Annotated in this window: 18 protein-coding genes, 1 tRNA gene and 1 pseudogene; 8 read left to right on the forward strand and 12 right to left on the reverse strand. The window is 63.5% G+C overall.

What is annotated here, in order from left to right; genetic code table 11:
* Window positions 1-44: 44 nt before the first annotated feature.
* The 6 genes from AAHK21_RS15045 (at window position 45) to AAHK21_RS15070 (ending at window position 5312) form a co-directional block, all read left to right on the forward strand.
* Window positions 45-1103, forward strand: a complete 1059-nt coding sequence (locus AAHK21_RS15045) for a putative 2-aminoethylphosphonate ABC transporter ATP-binding protein (RefSeq protein WP_367857654.1) — start codon at window positions 45-47, stop codon at window positions 1101-1103.
* Window position 1104: 1 nt separating this feature from the next.
* The gene (locus tag AAHK21_RS15050) at window positions 1105-2829 is read left to right on the forward strand and encodes a putative 2-aminoethylphosphonate ABC transporter permease subunit (RefSeq protein ID WP_367857655.1); all 1725 of its coding nucleotides are present in this window, start codon (window positions 1105-1107) and stop codon (window positions 2827-2829) included.
* A gap of 30 nt (window positions 2830-2859) precedes the next feature.
* Complete coding sequence (locus AAHK21_RS15055) at window positions 2860-3882, forward strand: putative 2-aminoethylphosphonate ABC transporter substrate-binding protein (protein WP_046853778.1); 1023 nt, start codon at window positions 2860-2862, stop codon at window positions 3880-3882.
* Between the two features lie 83 nt (window positions 3883-3965).
* A complete protein-coding gene (locus tag AAHK21_RS15060) occupies window positions 3966-4511 on the forward strand; it encodes a phosphonate degradation HD-domain oxygenase (protein WP_367857656.1) in 546 nt (181 codons plus the stop codon).
* A gap of 179 nt (window positions 4512-4690) precedes the next feature.
* Complete coding sequence (locus tag AAHK21_RS15065; protein WP_367857657.1) at window positions 4691-4882, forward strand: type II toxin-antitoxin system HicA family toxin; 192 nt, start codon at window positions 4691-4693, stop codon at window positions 4880-4882.
* A gap of 16 nt (window positions 4883-4898) precedes the next feature.
* Complete coding sequence (locus AAHK21_RS15070) at window positions 4899-5312, forward strand: type II toxin-antitoxin system HicB family antitoxin (protein ID WP_094010983.1); 414 nt, start codon at window positions 4899-4901, stop codon at window positions 5310-5312.
* Here the strand turns inward: AAHK21_RS15070 and AAHK21_RS15075 are convergent, their stop codons facing one another.
* Together AAHK21_RS15075 and AAHK21_RS15080 are read right to left on the reverse strand one after the other, a co-directional pair.
* Entirely contained in the window at window positions 5313-6692 is a 1380-nt protein-coding gene (locus AAHK21_RS15075) for an ATP-binding protein (RefSeq protein WP_367857658.1), read from the reverse strand. It abuts the gene before it with no gap.
* 1 nt (window position 6693) lies between these two features.
* On the reverse strand, window positions 6694-7413 hold the full coding sequence (locus tag AAHK21_RS15080; protein WP_367857659.1) for a response regulator: 720 nt from the start codon (window positions 7411-7413) through the stop codon (window positions 6694-6696).
* A 140-nt stretch (window positions 7414-7553) separates the two neighbouring features.
* Between AAHK21_RS15080 and AAHK21_RS15085 the strand changes: the two genes are divergently transcribed.
* On the forward strand, window positions 7554-9848 hold the full coding sequence (locus AAHK21_RS15085) for a TonB-dependent siderophore receptor (RefSeq protein ID WP_367857660.1): 2295 nt from the start codon (window positions 7554-7556) through the stop codon (window positions 9846-9848).
* 105 nt (window positions 9849-9953) lie between these two features.
* Here the strand turns inward: AAHK21_RS15085 and AAHK21_RS15090 are convergent, their stop codons facing one another.
* The 5 genes and pseudogenes from AAHK21_RS15090 to AAHK21_RS15110 all read right to left on the reverse strand — a co-directional run.
* Window positions 9954-10301, reverse strand: a complete 348-nt coding sequence (locus AAHK21_RS15090) for a type II toxin-antitoxin system RelE/ParE family toxin (RefSeq protein ID WP_367857661.1) — start codon at window positions 10299-10301, stop codon at window positions 9954-9956.
* Between the two features lie 10 nt (window positions 10302-10311).
* Entirely contained in the window at window positions 10312-10560 is a 249-nt protein-coding gene (locus AAHK21_RS15095) for a type II toxin-antitoxin system Phd/YefM family antitoxin (protein ID WP_367857662.1), read from the reverse strand.
* Window positions 10561-10643: 83 nt separating this feature from the next.
* Complete coding sequence (locus AAHK21_RS15100; protein ID WP_367857663.1) at window positions 10644-10856, reverse strand: DUF3079 domain-containing protein; 213 nt, start codon at window positions 10854-10856, stop codon at window positions 10644-10646.
* 78 nt (window positions 10857-10934) lie between these two features.
* Window positions 10935-11948, reverse strand: coding sequence for a copper-containing nitrite reductase (gene nirK / locus AAHK21_RS15105; RefSeq protein WP_367858993.1), 1014 nt, complete (start codon window positions 11946-11948; stop codon window positions 10935-10937).
* A gap of 504 nt (window positions 11949-12452) precedes the next feature.
* Window positions 12453-12746: pseudogene (locus AAHK21_RS15110) on the reverse strand (hypothetical protein); the annotation flags it as partial.
* 229 nt (window positions 12747-12975) lie between these two features.
* Here AAHK21_RS15110 and AAHK21_RS15115 point away from each other — a divergent pair.
* On the forward strand, window positions 12976-13326 hold the full coding sequence (locus tag AAHK21_RS15115) for a type II toxin-antitoxin system RelE/ParE family toxin (RefSeq protein WP_046857666.1): 351 nt from the start codon (window positions 12976-12978) through the stop codon (window positions 13324-13326).
* Here AAHK21_RS15115 and AAHK21_RS15120 read toward each other — a convergent pair.
* The 5 genes from AAHK21_RS15120 to AAHK21_RS15140 form a co-directional block, all read right to left on the reverse strand.
* Window positions 13323-13646, reverse strand: a complete 324-nt coding sequence (locus AAHK21_RS15120) for a helix-turn-helix domain-containing protein (RefSeq protein ID WP_367857664.1) — start codon at window positions 13644-13646, stop codon at window positions 13323-13325. The two genes, AAHK21_RS15115 and AAHK21_RS15120, sit on opposite strands and share 4 nt — an antisense overlap.
* A gap of 258 nt (window positions 13647-13904) precedes the next feature.
* A tRNA-Thr gene (locus tag AAHK21_RS15125) sits at window positions 13905-13980 on the reverse strand.
* Between the two features lie 98 nt (window positions 13981-14078).
* Window positions 14079-14285 carry a hypothetical protein gene (locus AAHK21_RS15130; RefSeq protein WP_046857670.1) on the reverse strand — a complete coding sequence of 69 codons (207 nt, stop codon included), beginning with the start codon at window positions 14283-14285 and terminating at the stop codon, window positions 14079-14081.
* Between the two features lie 67 nt (window positions 14286-14352).
* Window positions 14353-14739, reverse strand: coding sequence for a hypothetical protein (locus AAHK21_RS15135; RefSeq protein WP_046853791.1), 387 nt, complete (start codon window positions 14737-14739; stop codon window positions 14353-14355).
* 18 nt (window positions 14740-14757) lie between these two features.
* Window positions 14758-14964 (reverse strand): helix-turn-helix transcriptional regulator, encoded by a 207-nt coding sequence (locus AAHK21_RS15140; RefSeq protein ID WP_023629980.1) that lies wholly within the window; start codon window positions 14962-14964, stop codon window positions 14758-14760.
* Between the last annotated feature and the right edge of the window lie 3 nt (window positions 14965-14967).

Below are 14967 nucleotides of genomic sequence, written 5' to 3' on the forward strand. Positions count from 1 at the left end.
CAGCCTGCCTAGCATGGCCCCCATCGCTTCGATGAGGACCTGCCATGAACCACGTCACCCCGGGCGCACAGATGAAAGTGCGCGGCATCCACAAACGCTTCGGCGCTTTCACCGCGCTCAACGACGTGTCCCTCGATATCGCCGCTGGCGAGCTGGTGTGTCTGCTCGGTCCCTCGGGTTGCGGCAAGACCACCCTGCTGCGTTGCATCGCCGGCCTTGAGCGCCAGGACCGAGGCACGCTGTACATCGGCGACCGCGATATCTCCGAGCTGCCGCCCCAGGCCCGTGACTACGGCATCCTGTTCCAGTCCTACGCGCTGTTCCCCAACCTCACCGTCGAAGCCAACATCGCCTATGGCCTGACCGGCAGCAATCGCGAGGCCTCGCGCCAGCGGGTGAGCGAGATGCTCGAGCTGGTGGGCCTGGCCGGCAGTGAGAAGAAATACCCCGGCCAGCTCTCCGGCGGCCAGCAGCAGCGCGTGGCCCTGGCCCGCGCCTTGGCGCCGTCGCCCTCGCTGCTGCTGCTCGACGAACCCATGTCGGCCCTCGACGCCCGTGTTCGCGAGCACCTGTGCACCGAGCTGCGCCAGCTGCAACGCCAGCTGGGCATCACCACGCTGATGGTCACCCACAACCAGGACGAAGCCATGCTGATGGCCGACCGCATCGCCGTGATGAACAACGGCCAGGTCGAGCAGTACGCCACGCCCCAGGAAATCTACGACCAGCCGGCCACGCCATTCGTCGCGGAGTTCGTCGGCCAGGGCAACTGGCTGCCGTTCCAGCGCAGCAGCAATAGCCACGCCCAGGTCGGCGGCATGCACATGCGCCTGGCCGACAACGCCAGCGCCGTCAGCAGCGGCCGACTGTTCTGCCGGCCCGAGGCGATCACCGTCAACCCGGTGGTGCACGAGGAGAACCTGTTCCCGGCCAAGGTTCGGGAAGTCACCTTCCTCGGCAATCGCTGCCGCATGAGCTTCGAGCTCGAAGCCCTGCCGGGCCATGCGCTGCTCGCGGAGCTTGCGCCCGAAGCCATGCCGCGCCTGGGTTCGCAGGACATCTGGGTGGCCCTGCCGCCGCAGAGCCTGCAGGTGTTCGCCTGAGATGGCCGCGCCCATGACCCTGCCGCTCACTCACGGCAACGACAGGCCACGCAACGGTGTCGCCTTGGGGGATCGACTGTTCGTCGTCGGTGGCAAGAGCCTGTTGCTGGGCCTGCTGGTGCTGGCGGTGCTGCTGCCGTTGCTGGCGATCTTCTGGCGTGGCTTCAGCGCTGAAGCCGGGCAGGGCGGGGGGCTGCTGGCCGCCCGCGAACTGTTTGCCAGCGCGAACTTCCACTGGCTGCTCGGCAACAGCCTGTCGGTAGCCCTTACGGTTGCCGTCATCGTCGTGCCGCTGGCCTACCTGTTCGCTTATGCCCTGCAACGCACGCTGATCCCGGCCAAGGGGTTGTGGCGCGGCATTTCGCTGCTGCCGTTGCTGGCGCCTTCAATGCTGCCGGCGATCGCGCTGGTCTATCTGTTTGGTAACCAGGGCCTGCTGCGCGGCCTGCTCAGCGACAACATCTACGGCTTCTGGGGCATCGTGCTTGGCGAGGCCATCTACACCTTCCCCCATGCGTTGATGATCCTGCTCTCGGCGCTGTCACTGGCCGACGCACGGCTGTTCGATGCCGCTTCGAGCATGGGCGCGGGGCCTGCCCGGGCATTCTTCAGCATCACCTGGCCGGCCACGCGTCAGGCGGTGTTCGCGGCGTTCTGCCTGGTGTTCACCCTTACCATCACCGACTTCGGCGTGCCGGTAGTGGTCGGTGGTGATTACCAGGTGCTGGCGCTGGAAGCCTACAAGGCAGTGGTCGGCCAGCAGCAGTTCGGCCGCGGTGCGCTGATCGGCATGGTGCTGCTGGTGCCGGCGCTGCTCAGTTTTGCCGTGGATGCCTGGCTGCGCCGCCGCCAGGGCGAGGCCATGAGCGGCCGCGCCCAGGTGTTCGAGCCCAAGCCTTCGAAGCTGCGTGATGGCTGTTACCTGGCCATCGTGTTGCTGGTCTGCGCGGCGCTGCTGGTGGTGATCGGCATGGCGGTGTACTCGTCGCTGGTCAAGTTCTGGCCGTACAACCTGTCGCTGTCGCTCAAGCACTACATGTTCGAAGACACCGCTGGCGGCGGCTGGCTGGCCTATCGCAACAGCGTGACCATGGCCATCGGCACCGCGCTGATCGGCAGCGTGGTGATCTTCACCGGTGCCTACCTGATGGAGAAAACCCAAGGCCAGCGCCTGCTCAATCAACTGCTGCGCCTGCTCAGCTTCATCCCCATGGCGGTGCCCGGCCTGGTGCTGGGCCTGGGCTACGTGTTCTTCTTCAACCTCAACGGCAACCCGTTGCACGTGTTCTACGGCAGCATGGCGCTGCTGGTGGTGTGCACCATCGCCCACTACCTGACCACCGCGCAGATGACCGCCACCACCGCCCTGCGTCAGCTCGACGGTGAGTTCGAAGCCGCCGCGCTGTCGCTCAAGGCGCCGCTGTACAAGCACTTCGTGCGGGTCACCGTGCCGATCTGCCTGCCGGCGCTGCTGGACATCATCCGCTACCTGTTCGTCTCGGCGATGACCACGGTGTCGGCGGCGATCTTCCTCTACAGCCCCGACACCATCCTCGCCGCCGTTGCCGTGCTGAACATGGATGACGCCGGCAACGTTGGCGGCGCCGCTGCCATGTCGACCCTGATCCTCTTGACCAGCGCCGCCGCCTCCCTGCTGCTGGCCGGCGCTTCGCGCGGCCTGCTGCGCCGCTCCCAGGCCTGGCGCCAACGCGCCCCCGGCCATTGACCGACTGCCCACACCGATAGGAACCGCATCATGTTCAAGCCCCTCGCACTTGCCGCTGCCGTATCCGCCGTGTTCAGCCTGCAGGCTTCGGCCGCGACCCAGCTGACCGTCTACACCGCCCTGGAGGCCGAGCAGCTCAAGAGCTACAAGCAGGCCTTCGAGAAGGCCAACCCGGACATCGAGATCAAATGGGTGCGCGACTCCACCGGCATCATCACCGCCAAGCTGCTGGCCGAAAAAGAGCGCCCACAGGCTGACGCCGTGTGGGGCCTGGCGGCCTCCAGCCTGGCCATCCTCGACCAGAACGGCATGCTCGAAGCCTATGCGCCGAAGGACCTGGGCAAGATCTCGCCCAACTACCGCGACGCCGCCAATCCGCCGGCCTGGGTGGGCATGGACGTGTGGGCCGCGACGATCTGCTTCAACACCGTCGAGGCCGAGAAGCAGGGCCTGAGCAAGCCGGTGAGCTGGCAGGACCTGACCAAGCCTGAGTACAAGGGCAAGATCGTCATGCCCAACCCGGCCTCGTCCGGTACGGGCTTCCTCGATGTGAGCGCCTGGCTGCAGACCTACGGCGAGCCTCAGGGCTGGGCCTACATGGACGCACTGCACCAGAACATCGGCCAGTACGTTCATTCCGGCTCCAAGCCATGCAAGCTGGCGGCGGCAGGTGAGTTCCCGATCGGCATCTCGTTCGAGTACCCGGCCGTGCAGCTCAAGCGCCAGGGCGCACCGCTGGACATCGTCCTGCCCAAGGAGGGCCTGGGCTGGGAAATCGAGGCCACGGCGGTGATCAAGGGCTCGCCGAAAGCCGATGCCGCCAAGCGCCTGGCCGACTTCTCCGCCAGCCCTGCCGCCATGGAGCTGTACAAGGAGAACTTCGCCGTGCTCGCCGCCCCTGGCATCGCCAAGCCGCAGACCGAACTGCCGGCCGACTATGAGCAGCGCCTGATCAAGAACGACTTCGCCTGGGCCTCGAAGAACCGCGACCAGATTCTCGCTGAGTGGCGCAAACGCTACGACGGCAAGTCGGAGAAAGTCGCCCAGCAGTAAGGCCCTCATCGCGGGGCAAGCCGGCTTCTATACTCAAGCTGCCCCGCGATGGCGTCAGACCAGGCAACGCAGGAGCCCACGCAATGCCAACTTCTTCCAGGATCATCGACGACACCTTCGCCCTGTACGAGCGTCATGGCAGCGCCGACTATATCGGCGAGGCCATCACCCAGCTCGAGCACATGTCCCAGGCAGCCCAACTCGCCATGGCCGAAGGCTACGACGACGAAGTGATCCTGGCCGCCTTCTTCCATGACATCGGCCACCTGTGCGAGGGCGAGGACATGGGCGGTTATGGCGTCGTCAGCCATGAGCGCATTGGTGCCGAGTATTTGCGCCGGTGTGGTTTCAGCGAGCGGCTGGCCAGGCTGGTGCAGTACCACGTCGAGGCCAAGCGCTACCTGACCTTGCGCCAGCCCGGATACTACGACCGTTTGAGTGAAGCCAGCCGACGCACCTTGGCGTACCAGGGTGGGATGATGAACGATGCCGAAGCCGATGCGTTCGAGGCCGACCCGTTGTTCGGGGTCAGCCTGCGCCTGCGCGAGTGGGACGAGATGGCCAAGCGGGTCGGGGTGCCGGTGATTGATCTGCAAGTGCTGAAGGCAAAGGCATTGGCCGTGCTCTGAACTATCTGGCGATTCTCCCTGCTGCAAGATCCCGCATCACTTCTCCCGGTGCTTGCTCCGTTCCTCTCCCCATACTTCTCCTCCTGGCAGCCCGCTTGTCGCTATGGTGGGTATGGTGTTGATAATTGTCTGTCGGTGGTTATACTAACCACCGATCGGCCGGCCCAAGGAATGGGTGAATGAACAGCCGTGAAATGATTGCTGTGATCGAGGCGGGCGGCTGGTATCTGGTGCGCTCCAAAGGCAGCCACCATCATTTCAAGCATCCTGAAAAAGCCGGGCTGGTCACAATCCCGCATCCCAAGAAAGACCTGCTGCCCGCGACTGCGGCCAGCATTCTGCGCCAGGCACGCATCAGCTACGCCAGCTGACGAGGAGACCATCACCATGTTGTTCCCTATCGCGATCCTCCCCGGTGACGACCAGCACGCCTGGGGCGTGGAAGTCCCGGATATCCCCGGCTGCTTTTCGGCGGGCGAAGACCTCGACAACGCCATCGCCATGGCGCGTGAAGCGATCGAAGGCCACCTCGAACTGCTGGCCCAGGACCAGCAGGAAATCCCCAGGGCCAGCAAGGTCGGCGTGCATGCGGCCAATCCCGCCTATGCCGGCTGCACCTGGGCATTGATCGATATCGACATCACCCGCTACCTGGGCAAGGCCGAGAAGCTCAACATCACCTTGCCGGCGTACCTGCTCACCCGCATCGACAGCTACGTACAGAACCACCCAGAGCACAAGAGCCGTTCGGGCTTCCTGGCCGAAGCGGCGCTGAGGATCCTGCAGGGTGACGGCAAATGATCAGGCGATTTTGCCCTTGGGCAATCGCACGCTGACCCGCAACCCGCCCCCTTGCCGATTCATCAGCTTCAGTTCGCCGCCATGGCTGGCAACGATGCGCTGGGCGATGCTCAGCCCCAGCCCATAGCCGCCAGAGGCCTGGTTGCGTGAGCCCTCGCCGCGCACGAAAGGCTCGGTGACAGTCGCCAGCAAGCCCGGGTCGATGCCCGGGCCGCGATCGTCGATGTGGATGTACCCATCGGTTGGCGTGCTTTCCAGCACCACCGCGACCTCCCTGGCATAGCGCAGGGCATTGACCAGTAGGTTTTGCAGGCACCGTTGCAGCAGCAGGGCGTCTACCTGGGCCAGGCCCACCTGGCCATGGATCGGCAAGGGCTCTTCGGCGTTGGCCAAATCCGCGCATTGGCGTGCCACCAGGCGGTCGAGGTCGACCGCTTGCAGGTTCTGCTGCTCGCCCGCCCGCAGGTAGTCGAGCACCTGGCCGATCATGCCGTCCATCTGCGCGATGTTCTGGCGCAGGCGTTCCTTGTGCTCGCTGTCCTCCAGCCGTTCCAGGCGCAGGCGCATGCGCGTCAGCGGCGTACGCAGGTCATGGGACACGGCGGCGAGGAAGTAGGCCTTGTCGTTGACCATGCGGATCAGCCGTTGCTGCATGGCATTGAAGGCCTGGGCGGCGTGCCGCACTTCCTCGGGGCCGTCCAGCGGCAACGGTGCCTGTCCCAGATTGCCACCCAGGCCACGGGCGGCATCGGCCAGGCGGCGCAGCGGGCGCAGGCACAAGCGTACCGCCACCAGGCACACCACCAGCACGGCGGCGATGCGCAGGGCATAGACCCGCAGCAGGTAGTCGCTGATCAGCACCCACGCCGACTCGCCGCTCCAGCCCTGCAACTCCTGGCCATCGATGACCAGCCAGTGGCCATCGGCGAGGGGCACGGCAAACTCGATATGCGCCTGGGCGGTGCGCAAGCCGAACAGGCTGCGCCAGAGGATGGGTTGGCCCAGCTCGTCGGTGAGCCGGACCTTGAGCAACCTCGGCCGCACATCGCCCCCCAGTTCGTAGGCCAGTGCCTGATGCAGCAACAGCTCGATGCGCCGCCAGCCTCGCCGTTGGTCATGCTCACCCTCGGGCGGCGCTTCGGCGCAACGCAGCTGGTAATGCTTCGGTACCTGGCGTGCCGCGCCATGGCACTCGGCCTGGGCGATCAGGGGCGCGCTGCGCGCTGCGATCAACCGCACCGGCGCTTCCAGCACCTGGGCGAAGCGTACGTCGAACCAGATGCTGCTGGACATCAACTGGATCACCAGGGTGCCGCTGATCATGATCAGCAGCAGTTGGCCGAACAGCGTGCGCGGCCACAGTCGGCGAAGCAGTCGCACCTCAGGCGCCCAACGCTTCGCGGGCCAGGCTCAGCAGATAGCCTTCGTTGCGGATGGTGAGGATCTGCGCGCCTTGGCCTGGCGCCCGGCGCAGTTGCTGGCGCAGGCGGCTGATGCACATGTCCACCGAGCGGTCGTCGGGCAGATGGTCGCGGCCGAACGCGCTACGTGTCAGGTGGTCCCTCGAGACCACGCGGTTGTTGGCGTCCAGCAGTTCACGCAGCACGCGGTAGTCGGAGCGTGGCAGGTTGAAGGCTTGGCCGTCCGGGTGAACGAGCAACCGTTTGACGTGATCGAGACGCAAGCCTGCAAACAGTTGTGCCTCGCTGGCCGACGTTTCGGGCTCTGCCTCCAGGCGCTGGGGGCGGCGCAGCACAGCCTTGATCCGGGCGACCAGCTCGCGTGGCTCGAAGGGTTTGGCCAGGTAATCATCGGCGCCAACTTCCAGGCCGATGATGCGGTCCAGGGTGCTGCCCCTGGCCGACAGCATCACCACCGCCAAGCCCGGCTGCGCCTGCAACTGCCGGCACAGGCTCAGGCCGTCCTCGCCGGGCAGCATCAGGTCGAGTACCACCAGGTCGACCTTGTGCCGGGCCAGTTGTTCGCGCATCTGCTCGCCGTTGGCGGCAGCACATACCTCGTAGCCGGCTTGCGCCAGGTAATCGCAGAGAAGTTCGCGGATCTCGTCGTCATCGTCGACGACCAGCAAGGTCGTGCTCATGGTTTGGGGTACCTGTGCAAAGGGGAACCGTGAGGCTCATTACGTTCGATTACATCCCCGTACATGCCGTCCATGGAGCCGAAGGGGCAGATGCCTAGAATCGTAACAAAAAATCATCTGCGAATACGAAACCTTCCCAAATGGTATGCAAGAGCATCATGACTGACACAACCCCCTTGGTCCGAGGCGGCAGTCGCCTCTCCCCGCTTGCCTTCTTCGTGGCCCTCGGGCTTAGCGGCACCGCCTTCGCTGATGGCCCGGTGCTGGAACTGGGCGCCACCAACATCGACAGCAGTGCGCTGCCTCTGGCCGACGACAGCGGCCAGATCGGCTACACCGTGCAGAACACACGCAGCTCCACGGGCTTGCAGCTGACACCCCGGCAGACGCCACAGTCGGTCACCAGCATTACCCGCCAGCAAATGGAAGACCGTGATATCCACACCCTCGAGCAGGCCCTGGACACCACGCCGGGCGTGAGCATGAGCAAGATGGAAGTGGGCGGGCGCACCGACTTCCGCGCCCGCGGCTACTCGATCAGCAACTGGAAGATCGACGGCTTGCAGTTCCCCGGCGGTTCGGACTTCAGTGGCGGCGGCAACGCGCTGAACATGGACCTGTACGAACGCATCGACATCGTCCGTGGCGCCAACGGCTTGCTCGGTGGCACCGGCGATCCTTCGGCCACCGTCAACCTGATCCGCAAAGCGCCGACCCGGACCTTCGGCGGCAGCGCTTACGCCACCTACGGCAGCTGGGACAAGCGCCGCCTGGGTGCCGACCTGAACCTGCCGCTGTCCGAGGACGGCCGCCTGCGTTCGCGCCTGGTCATGACCCAGCAGGACGCCGGCTCGTTCCGCGACAACCAGTCCGAACGCTCCCGCGCGGCCCTGGCCAACTTCGAATTCGACCTGGACGATGCCACCACCCTTGGTGCCGGCTACCAGTACGAGTACAGCAAAGTGGTCGGCGGCGGCTGGGGCGCCAACATCCCGATCTGGTACGGCGACGGCAGCAAGACCGACCTGCCGCGCAGCACCAACGTGGTACCCAGCTGGAGCTTTGGCGAGTACATCACCCGCACCGCCTTCGGCTCGCTGGCGCACCGTTTCGACAACGACTGGAGCCTGGACCTGAAGGTTGCCCAGAGCAGCGGCGAGGCGCTCAACCACCGTGGCCTGGCCAAGGTCAACTCGTCCGGCCGCGGCGTCTACGGCGGCTACTGGAACCAGGACGGCAGCGGCGCGGTGCTCAACGGCCTGCACAGCTCCACCGACACCACCCAGCAATCGGCGCAGATCGACCTGTCCGGCCCATTCCAGCTGTTCGGGCGCACCCATCAGGCGATGGTCGGCTACAACGACAGCCGCACCGTGGCCTGGTCACCGCAGTACACCTGCAGCATGGTAGGCGGCGGCAAGGCAGTGAACAGCGGCGTGGGTTGCCAGTTCCGGGCGAACAATGGCCTGGGGCTGGGCAACTGGCTCGACGGCGTGGACGACGACTACGCCATGCTGGCCTCGAAAACCGGCCTGCACAGCAAGACCACCACTCGTTTGCAGGGCATGTATGCCGCCACCCGCCTGAGCGTCACCGACCCCCTGTCGCTCATCCTCGGTGTGCGCAGCACCGACTATTCGGCCACTACCGTCAGCGTCAACGGTACGCGCAGCAACCAGCAGAACAACGGCATCGTCACCCCTTACCTGGGCGCGGTGTACGACCTCGACGACAACTACTCGCTGTACGCCAGCTACACCGACATCTTCAACCCGCAGACCGAAGAGAGCGCCAGCGGCACCAAGGTCGAGCCGATCCGTGGCCAGAGCTACGAAACCGGGATCAAGGGTGAATGGTTCGATGGTCGCCTGAACGCGTCCGCGGCCTACTTCCGCACCAGGCAGGAAAACAAGGCGGTGATGGACGGCGACCTACTGACGCCGACCGGCGCCACTGCCTACAAGGCCGGTTCCGGCCAGGAAACCGACGGTATCGACCTGGAAGTCGCCGGCGCCCTGACCCCGAACTGGAACGTCTATGCCGGCTACACCTACCTGCACTTCCGCCGCCTGGACAGCGACGGGCGCAGCGACCCTTCGCACTTGTTCAAGGCCTCGACCACCTATCGCCTGTCCGGCCCGCTGGACCGCCTGACCCTGGGCGCTGGCGTGACCGCGCAAAGCAACATCCGCGCGGTGTCCACCCCTGCCGGGCAGCCGAGCAACGGGGTCAGCCGCAGCGCAACCGACGTCAACTGGTCGGGCTATGCGATCTGGAACGCCATGGCCAAGTACCAGCTGACCGACGACACCAGCGTCAGCCTCAACGCCAACAACCTGTTCGACAAGCACTACTACACCCGTTACGGGTTCTATGCCGGGGCAATCTATGGCGACCCGCGCAACCTGGCGGTGACGGTGAGCACGGCGTTCTGATGTCTGCGATGAGGCTGGAGCAGGAAGTCCAACCCTGTGGGAGCGGGCTTGTCCGCGAAGGGCTGCATGAGCAGCCCTGGTTGGCAATCAAGCAACTACGTAGGTTCAGGCCAGTGGATAGATGAGGCAGTAACGGACAAGCGCCTGCTCGATGCTTTGCTTCTGCCTCACCACCAGTTCCACGGCCACCACGCGCCCGTCCTCCACGATCTCGTAGAACACGCGATACCCTTCGAGATTGAGTTCTCGGTAATGGATTACGCCTAGCTCGCTGGCCTGAGGGCTGATGGGGTAGGCGATGGGCGCCATCGAGAGCTTTCGCTCAATGGCATCGATCAGCCGTGTGATCGTTTCGAGTGCTGCAGGGGTGCCGTTATAGATAGCCAGATGATGAATCTGGTCCTCAAGGCTTTGGGACGCGGAGTCGGTGAATCGAATACTTGGCTTGACCATGCGCTGTCGCTTAGTCCTCGGCGAACTTCCTGGAAAGACGCGCCTTGAGATCGCCCGCAGAGCTGTGTTTGCCTTGCGCGTACTCGTGTGATCCCATGGCCAGGAGCTTGATCAGGGCGATGGCTTCGTCGCGACGCTTGCGATCAGCATAGGACTCGATCACATAGGCAGGGGTGCCATTCTGGGTAACCACCATGGGCTCTTCCAGATCGAGATCTGCAGCGTGGCGCTTGAGGTAGCTGATGGTTTCGACTCTCATCTGAGTGTCCTCGAATGCAATGACATGCATCGTAGTCCAAATTCAGACTGAATCAAGACCGTGCGTCAGCGCGCTTCGAGTCACTACTGCTTGTCTTGCTGTAGATCCTGGCGATCCGATATGGGCTGACCCAGCCGATCTTCGAGCTGTTCCCAACCCTCGCCGAAGAGCTCCACCGGGTGCATGGTCCGATCCGCGCCATTGCCGCAGGCCAGCGCCTTGGCCGGGCAGTACAGGTCGCAGCCCCAGCAGATCCGTTCGGGATGGCTGGGGTTCGTGGGAAATCGCTTGGCCATGGTCTCCCTCCATGAAGTGGATGCCTGCGCTCAGGCTATGCCGCGCATGGCCAAGGGGCTTGATCCGGATCAATACCGCTAGCGGATCGGCCCGGGCGCCTGCACCTGTTTCATCAGGTCGTCATTCCACTGTCCCTCCACCTGCACATGCGCGGCGGCGCCGAGCATCACCGCCTCGATCAGGTTGTGGTTGAGGTAGGTGTACAGGCCGGGCTGGCGGAAGGTGTACAACGCCGCCCCCGCCGCACCGCCGGGGATGAACCAGGTCTCCAGGTTACGCTGCGGCGGGTTGGCGAACTTGCCCGAGGCCCAGACGTAGTCGCCGTGGCCGCCGATCAGGTGCGGGCGGGTATCACGGTTGGCCTGGGAATGGACGATCAGCACGGTCTCGCCCACCTTGGCGGTGAGCGCCTGCTTGCCGGTCAGGGCGCCGACGCTGCCGTTGAACACCACATGGCTGGGCACCAGCCCCTTCATCAGCTGGCTCATGTCGCCAAAGCTGGCCATGGGGTTGGCGTAGCGCTTGTACTTGCCGTCCTTGTCGCGGGGGATGTAGTAGTCCTGCTCGCCGATATACCAGGCCTTGTCGTACTGCAACGGGCGGCCCTCGGGGTCTTTCAGGCCGTCACGGGGCAGCACCATGATCGCGCCGTTCATGCCACACACCACATGCCAGGGAATCATCGCCCCGCCCGGCGCGCAGTGATACACGAACACCCCGGCACGGTCGGCCTTGAAGCGCAGCACCACCTGCTCGCCCGGCTTCACATGGGTCAGCTCACCGCCGCCGAGGGCGCCGGTGGAGGCGTGGAAGTCGATGTTGTGCATCATGCTGTTGCTGGCCGGGTTGACCAGCGTGAGCTCCACGTAGTCGCCCTCGTGCACCACCATCAGCGGGCCGGGCACCGAGCCGTTGAAGGTCATGGCGTGGATATAGGCGCCGGCGCTGTCGACAGCCAGTTCCTTCTCCTCGATGACCATGCGGAACTCGACAATGCGCGGCTTGCCGGGAGCGCGCTGGCTGTGGGGGTGCACCTGTGGCGGTGCCACCAGTTCGACGCTTACCCGCTCCAGTTTCGCCAGGTCAGGCATCGGGCCGGCGGCGGGCGAAGCGGTCGCGGCCTGGGCCAGGCCACTGCCAAGCGCCGAGGCACCGACGCCCAGCAACACAGTGCCGGCCAGCATGCCACGCCGGGTCAGGGACACGCCTTCTTGCTCGTTCATGGGACTTCTCCTTAAGTCGACGAAAGTCGTCGGGCACAGGAATAGCCGCTTTGAAAGTAGGGTTTATTGAGCGAAAACAAGAAGTGGAGAGGGTGGACAATGTGTCGCAGGAGCGCAAACGAAAAAGCCCCGACATTCGTCGAGGGTTTTGAGGCGACAGCTCTTGCGACTCCCGGCCTACGCTTGTGGACAATATTCGTCAAGCAGCGGGATATCAGGGATTTAGCTCCTGTGGATAAAACTACCCCCCCCCCCCCCCCGGTGGACATCAATGGTTTTCCATATACGTAAGCTGTGCCAGCAGTTTTTTTCTTGGGTATGGTCACGGGGCGGCTTTGCAGCCCCGTTTGAAAGGACCCGCGCGGAGGAGCATCACGCGGTCCTGTGGGGAACTTCACAGCGAATTGAGGTGGTGCGGCGGGCTACTCGGTTGGCACTGCGAAGGCGCGTGACGTTCTCGCCCGTCTGCTTGGCAAACTCGTGCGGTATCACATGGTCGTCGCGGTTCGCCTCCAGCAACCGGCTCCACCAGGTCTTGATCATCCGGCGCTCTTCGAGGAACTCGTCCCTTTGGGTACAGGCGGCGCGCTCGTTGTTGCGCTTCTTGTGGCTCACCTGCCGTTCGATAGCCGTTTCTGACCATAGCTCGGACGCCATGGCGGCAGATGTTCGCCTTGGTGTTACAGCCCATTGCTCCGAGCAACGCGATTGCCGCCCGCCATCTCCTGCGACGCCTCAGGCCAGTTCAAGCCGTGCAGGTGAATGAAACACCCTATTTCAAGCTGATATCCCGAAACACTTCTACCCCCGCCCAGAGCAATCGACTGCGCTAAATTCCACGTTCTCCGGCATGCATGCCGTCCACGATTCCAGCATTTCGTTTGTAGGTAGGCCGTTGAGAAAGTTTGCGTTTGTGAGTGCAGCTGCTGAGCGTGAGTACAAGGATCTTCCGCAGGATGTTCAGGACGATTTCGGCAAAGACCTGCGTCGTATTCAGTATGGCCAGGACCCTGAGCGGCCGATCAAGGCGCTGACGGAGTCGGTGGGGGCGGGCGCGATAGAGCTCATCATCAACGGCAGCCCTGCATTCCGCTGCGTGTATGTGGCCAAATTTGCGGACATGGTCGTTGTGTTGCATTCGTTCGTGAAAACGACCAACAGGTCCGACCGGCATGCGATGCAGGTCGCTGAAGACCGCATGAAGGAGTTCAAGCACGAACTGCGGAAGATGGGGTACAGGGTTTAGCTGTCGGGCGTTTGAGTGATCACGATCTGCGCAGGCGAATCGGCATCGTTCGAAGGGAGGGTCAGGCTCGTTCTAAAGCCGAGCTTGTCGAGCATGTCCATCATGGCGTCCAGCGTGAATTTCTCGATCTTGCCATTGGCCAGCTCGGATACCCGGGACTGTGTCACGTTCAGCCTGGCTGCGGCTTCGTGCTGTTTGAGGCCCATTTTTTTGATGCAATGCGTGATGAAGATAGACAGGTCCATCTTCAAGGCCATTTTGCTGGCCGTCTCTGCATCGTGGGTGGCGTGGAAAGGGCTTTCGTGGAATTGAAGCGCCATGGGTTGTCTCAGCCGGAATATCTAAAATTTAAGATAAAATCGTAGCTGGGCTCGATTGGCAAGTCAAAGCGTTTGTGTTTGGAGGCGTGTCTTGCTGGGTGGGGAGGGGGTGTTGTCAGAGATTGCCGGGGCCGCTGTAGGGCCCATCGCAGGTAAGCCCGCTCATTGATCGAGTTGGCTTTGAGGGATTTGTTTCGGCTGAGGGACATGAAAACAAAAAAGGCCCACCTTTCGGTGAGCCTATTTTGATACTGAGTATGGTGCCGGCACCAGGAATCGAACCCGGGACCTACTGATTACAAGTCAGTTGCTCTACCATCTGAGCTATACCGGCACAGGGGCGTCATTATAGCGATGGATTCGGCGCTGTAAACCACTTCGTTGCATCCAGCGCACAAAACCCTAAGTCACCGAACTGAAAGGAGAATTTTCCTACCAGCCGCGGTGGATGGAGTTGACGCTTGGCTCGGGTTGGCCGGGGTTGAAGAACAGCTTGCCGTTGTCGCAGCCGCGCTTGCGGCAGCTGCCGTCGGCGTTGTGCAGGGGCAGGCCGCGGTCACCGCCCAGCTGCATGCCGGGCATGTTCCAGTTCAACGGGGCCGGCTTGCTGCTTGGCAGGCTGTTGGCGCAGCCGGTCATGGCCAGGGCGAGGGTCAGCAGGGCGAAAGGCTTGGTGTGTTTCACGATGTTCGAGTCCGTTCCGGGATCAGTCTTTGTTCAGGATGCGCTGGATGGTGCCGCCGCAGGCCATGTAGCAGGAGTCGTAATCATTGCCGCAACTGTAGCTGCTCCCTGTGTTGAAGGGGTAGCTCGGGTAGTGGCAACTGTGACGCGCTTCCTTCTTGCTCTTGCCGTTCTGGCAGTACTGGTAGGCTCTCATCTCGGCCTGGTACAGCGCACGTTCGCTGTTGTCCTGCAGGCGGGCCATCTGCTGGCAGTGGTTGCGCTCCGTCGAACAGCTGTTGATGCAGTTCATGCCATGCGCGCTGGGCGGTGGCGAATATCTATAGGTGTAGCTCGGGCCGCAGCCGGTCAGGGCCAAGGCCAGGCAGGCCAGCACGAGGGCGGCCAGGCCATTGTGGAAAAGTGCCATGGGTGTTGCAGTCCTTGATCATTCGTCGCTGAACTCCAGCAAATCGCCGGGCTGGCAGTTCAGGGCGCGACACAGCTTCTCCAGGGTCTCGATCTTGAAACCCTTGATCTTGCCGTTCTTCAGCAGCGACAGGTTCGCTTCCGTGATACCGATGATTTCCGCCAGGTCCTTGGAACGCATCTTGTTCCGGGCCATGACGACGTCGAGGCGGATGATTATCGGCATAGG

The sequence above is a fragment of the Pseudomonas sp. TE50-2 genome, from assembly GCF_040813665.1.
Taxonomy (GTDB): Bacteria; Pseudomonadota; Gammaproteobacteria; order Pseudomonadales; family Pseudomonadaceae; genus Aquipseudomonas; species Aquipseudomonas soli.

Coding starts and splice junctions, on each gene's coding strand:
- AAHK21_RS15135 (WP_046853791.1), bottom strand. CDS start 14,739: ATGGCACTTTTCCACAATGGCCTGGCCGCCCTCGTGCTGGCCTGCCTG.
- AAHK21_RS15085 (WP_367857660.1), top strand. CDS start 7,554: ATGGTATGCAAGAGCATCATGACTGACACAACCCCCTTGGTCCGAGGC.
- AAHK21_RS15050 (WP_367857655.1), top strand. CDS start 1,105: ATGGCCGCGCCCATGACCCTGCCGCTCACTCACGGCAACGACAGGCCA.
- nirK (WP_367858993.1), bottom strand. CDS start 11,948: ATGCCTGACCTGGCGAAACTGGAGCGGGTAAGCGTCGAACTGGTGGCA.
- AAHK21_RS15120 (WP_367857664.1), bottom strand. CDS start 13,646: ATGGCGCTTCAATTCCACGAAAGCCCTTTCCACGCCACCCACGATGCA.
- AAHK21_RS15140 (WP_023629980.1), bottom strand. CDS start 14,964: ATGCCGATAATCATCCGCCTCGACGTCGTCATGGCCCGGAACAAGATG.
- AAHK21_RS15100 (WP_367857663.1), bottom strand. CDS start 10,856: ATGGCCAAGCGATTTCCCACGAACCCCAGCCATCCCGAACGGATCTGC.
- AAHK21_RS15080 (WP_367857659.1), bottom strand. CDS start 7,413: ATGAGCACGACCTTGCTGGTCGTCGACGATGACGACGAGATCCGCGAA.
- AAHK21_RS15060 (WP_367857656.1), top strand. CDS start 3,966: ATGCCAACTTCTTCCAGGATCATCGACGACACCTTCGCCCTGTACGAG.
- AAHK21_RS15045 (WP_367857654.1), top strand. CDS start 45: ATGAACCACGTCACCCCGGGCGCACAGATGAAAGTGCGCGGCATCCAC.
- AAHK21_RS15095 (WP_367857662.1), bottom strand. CDS start 10,560: ATGAGAGTCGAAACCATCAGCTACCTCAAGCGCCACGCTGCAGATCTC.
- AAHK21_RS15055 (WP_046853778.1), top strand. CDS start 2,860: ATGTTCAAGCCCCTCGCACTTGCCGCTGCCGTATCCGCCGTGTTCAGC.
- AAHK21_RS15065 (WP_367857657.1), top strand. CDS start 4,691: ATGAACAGCCGTGAAATGATTGCTGTGATCGAGGCGGGCGGCTGGTAT.
- AAHK21_RS15090 (WP_367857661.1), bottom strand. CDS start 10,301: ATGGTCAAGCCAAGTATTCGATTCACCGACTCCGCGTCCCAAAGCCTT.
- AAHK21_RS15130 (WP_046857670.1), bottom strand. CDS start 14,285: ATGACCGGCTGCGCCAACAGCCTGCCAAGCAGCAAGCCGGCCCCGTTG.
- AAHK21_RS15070 (WP_094010983.1), top strand. CDS start 4,899: ATGTTGTTCCCTATCGCGATCCTCCCCGGTGACGACCAGCACGCCTGG.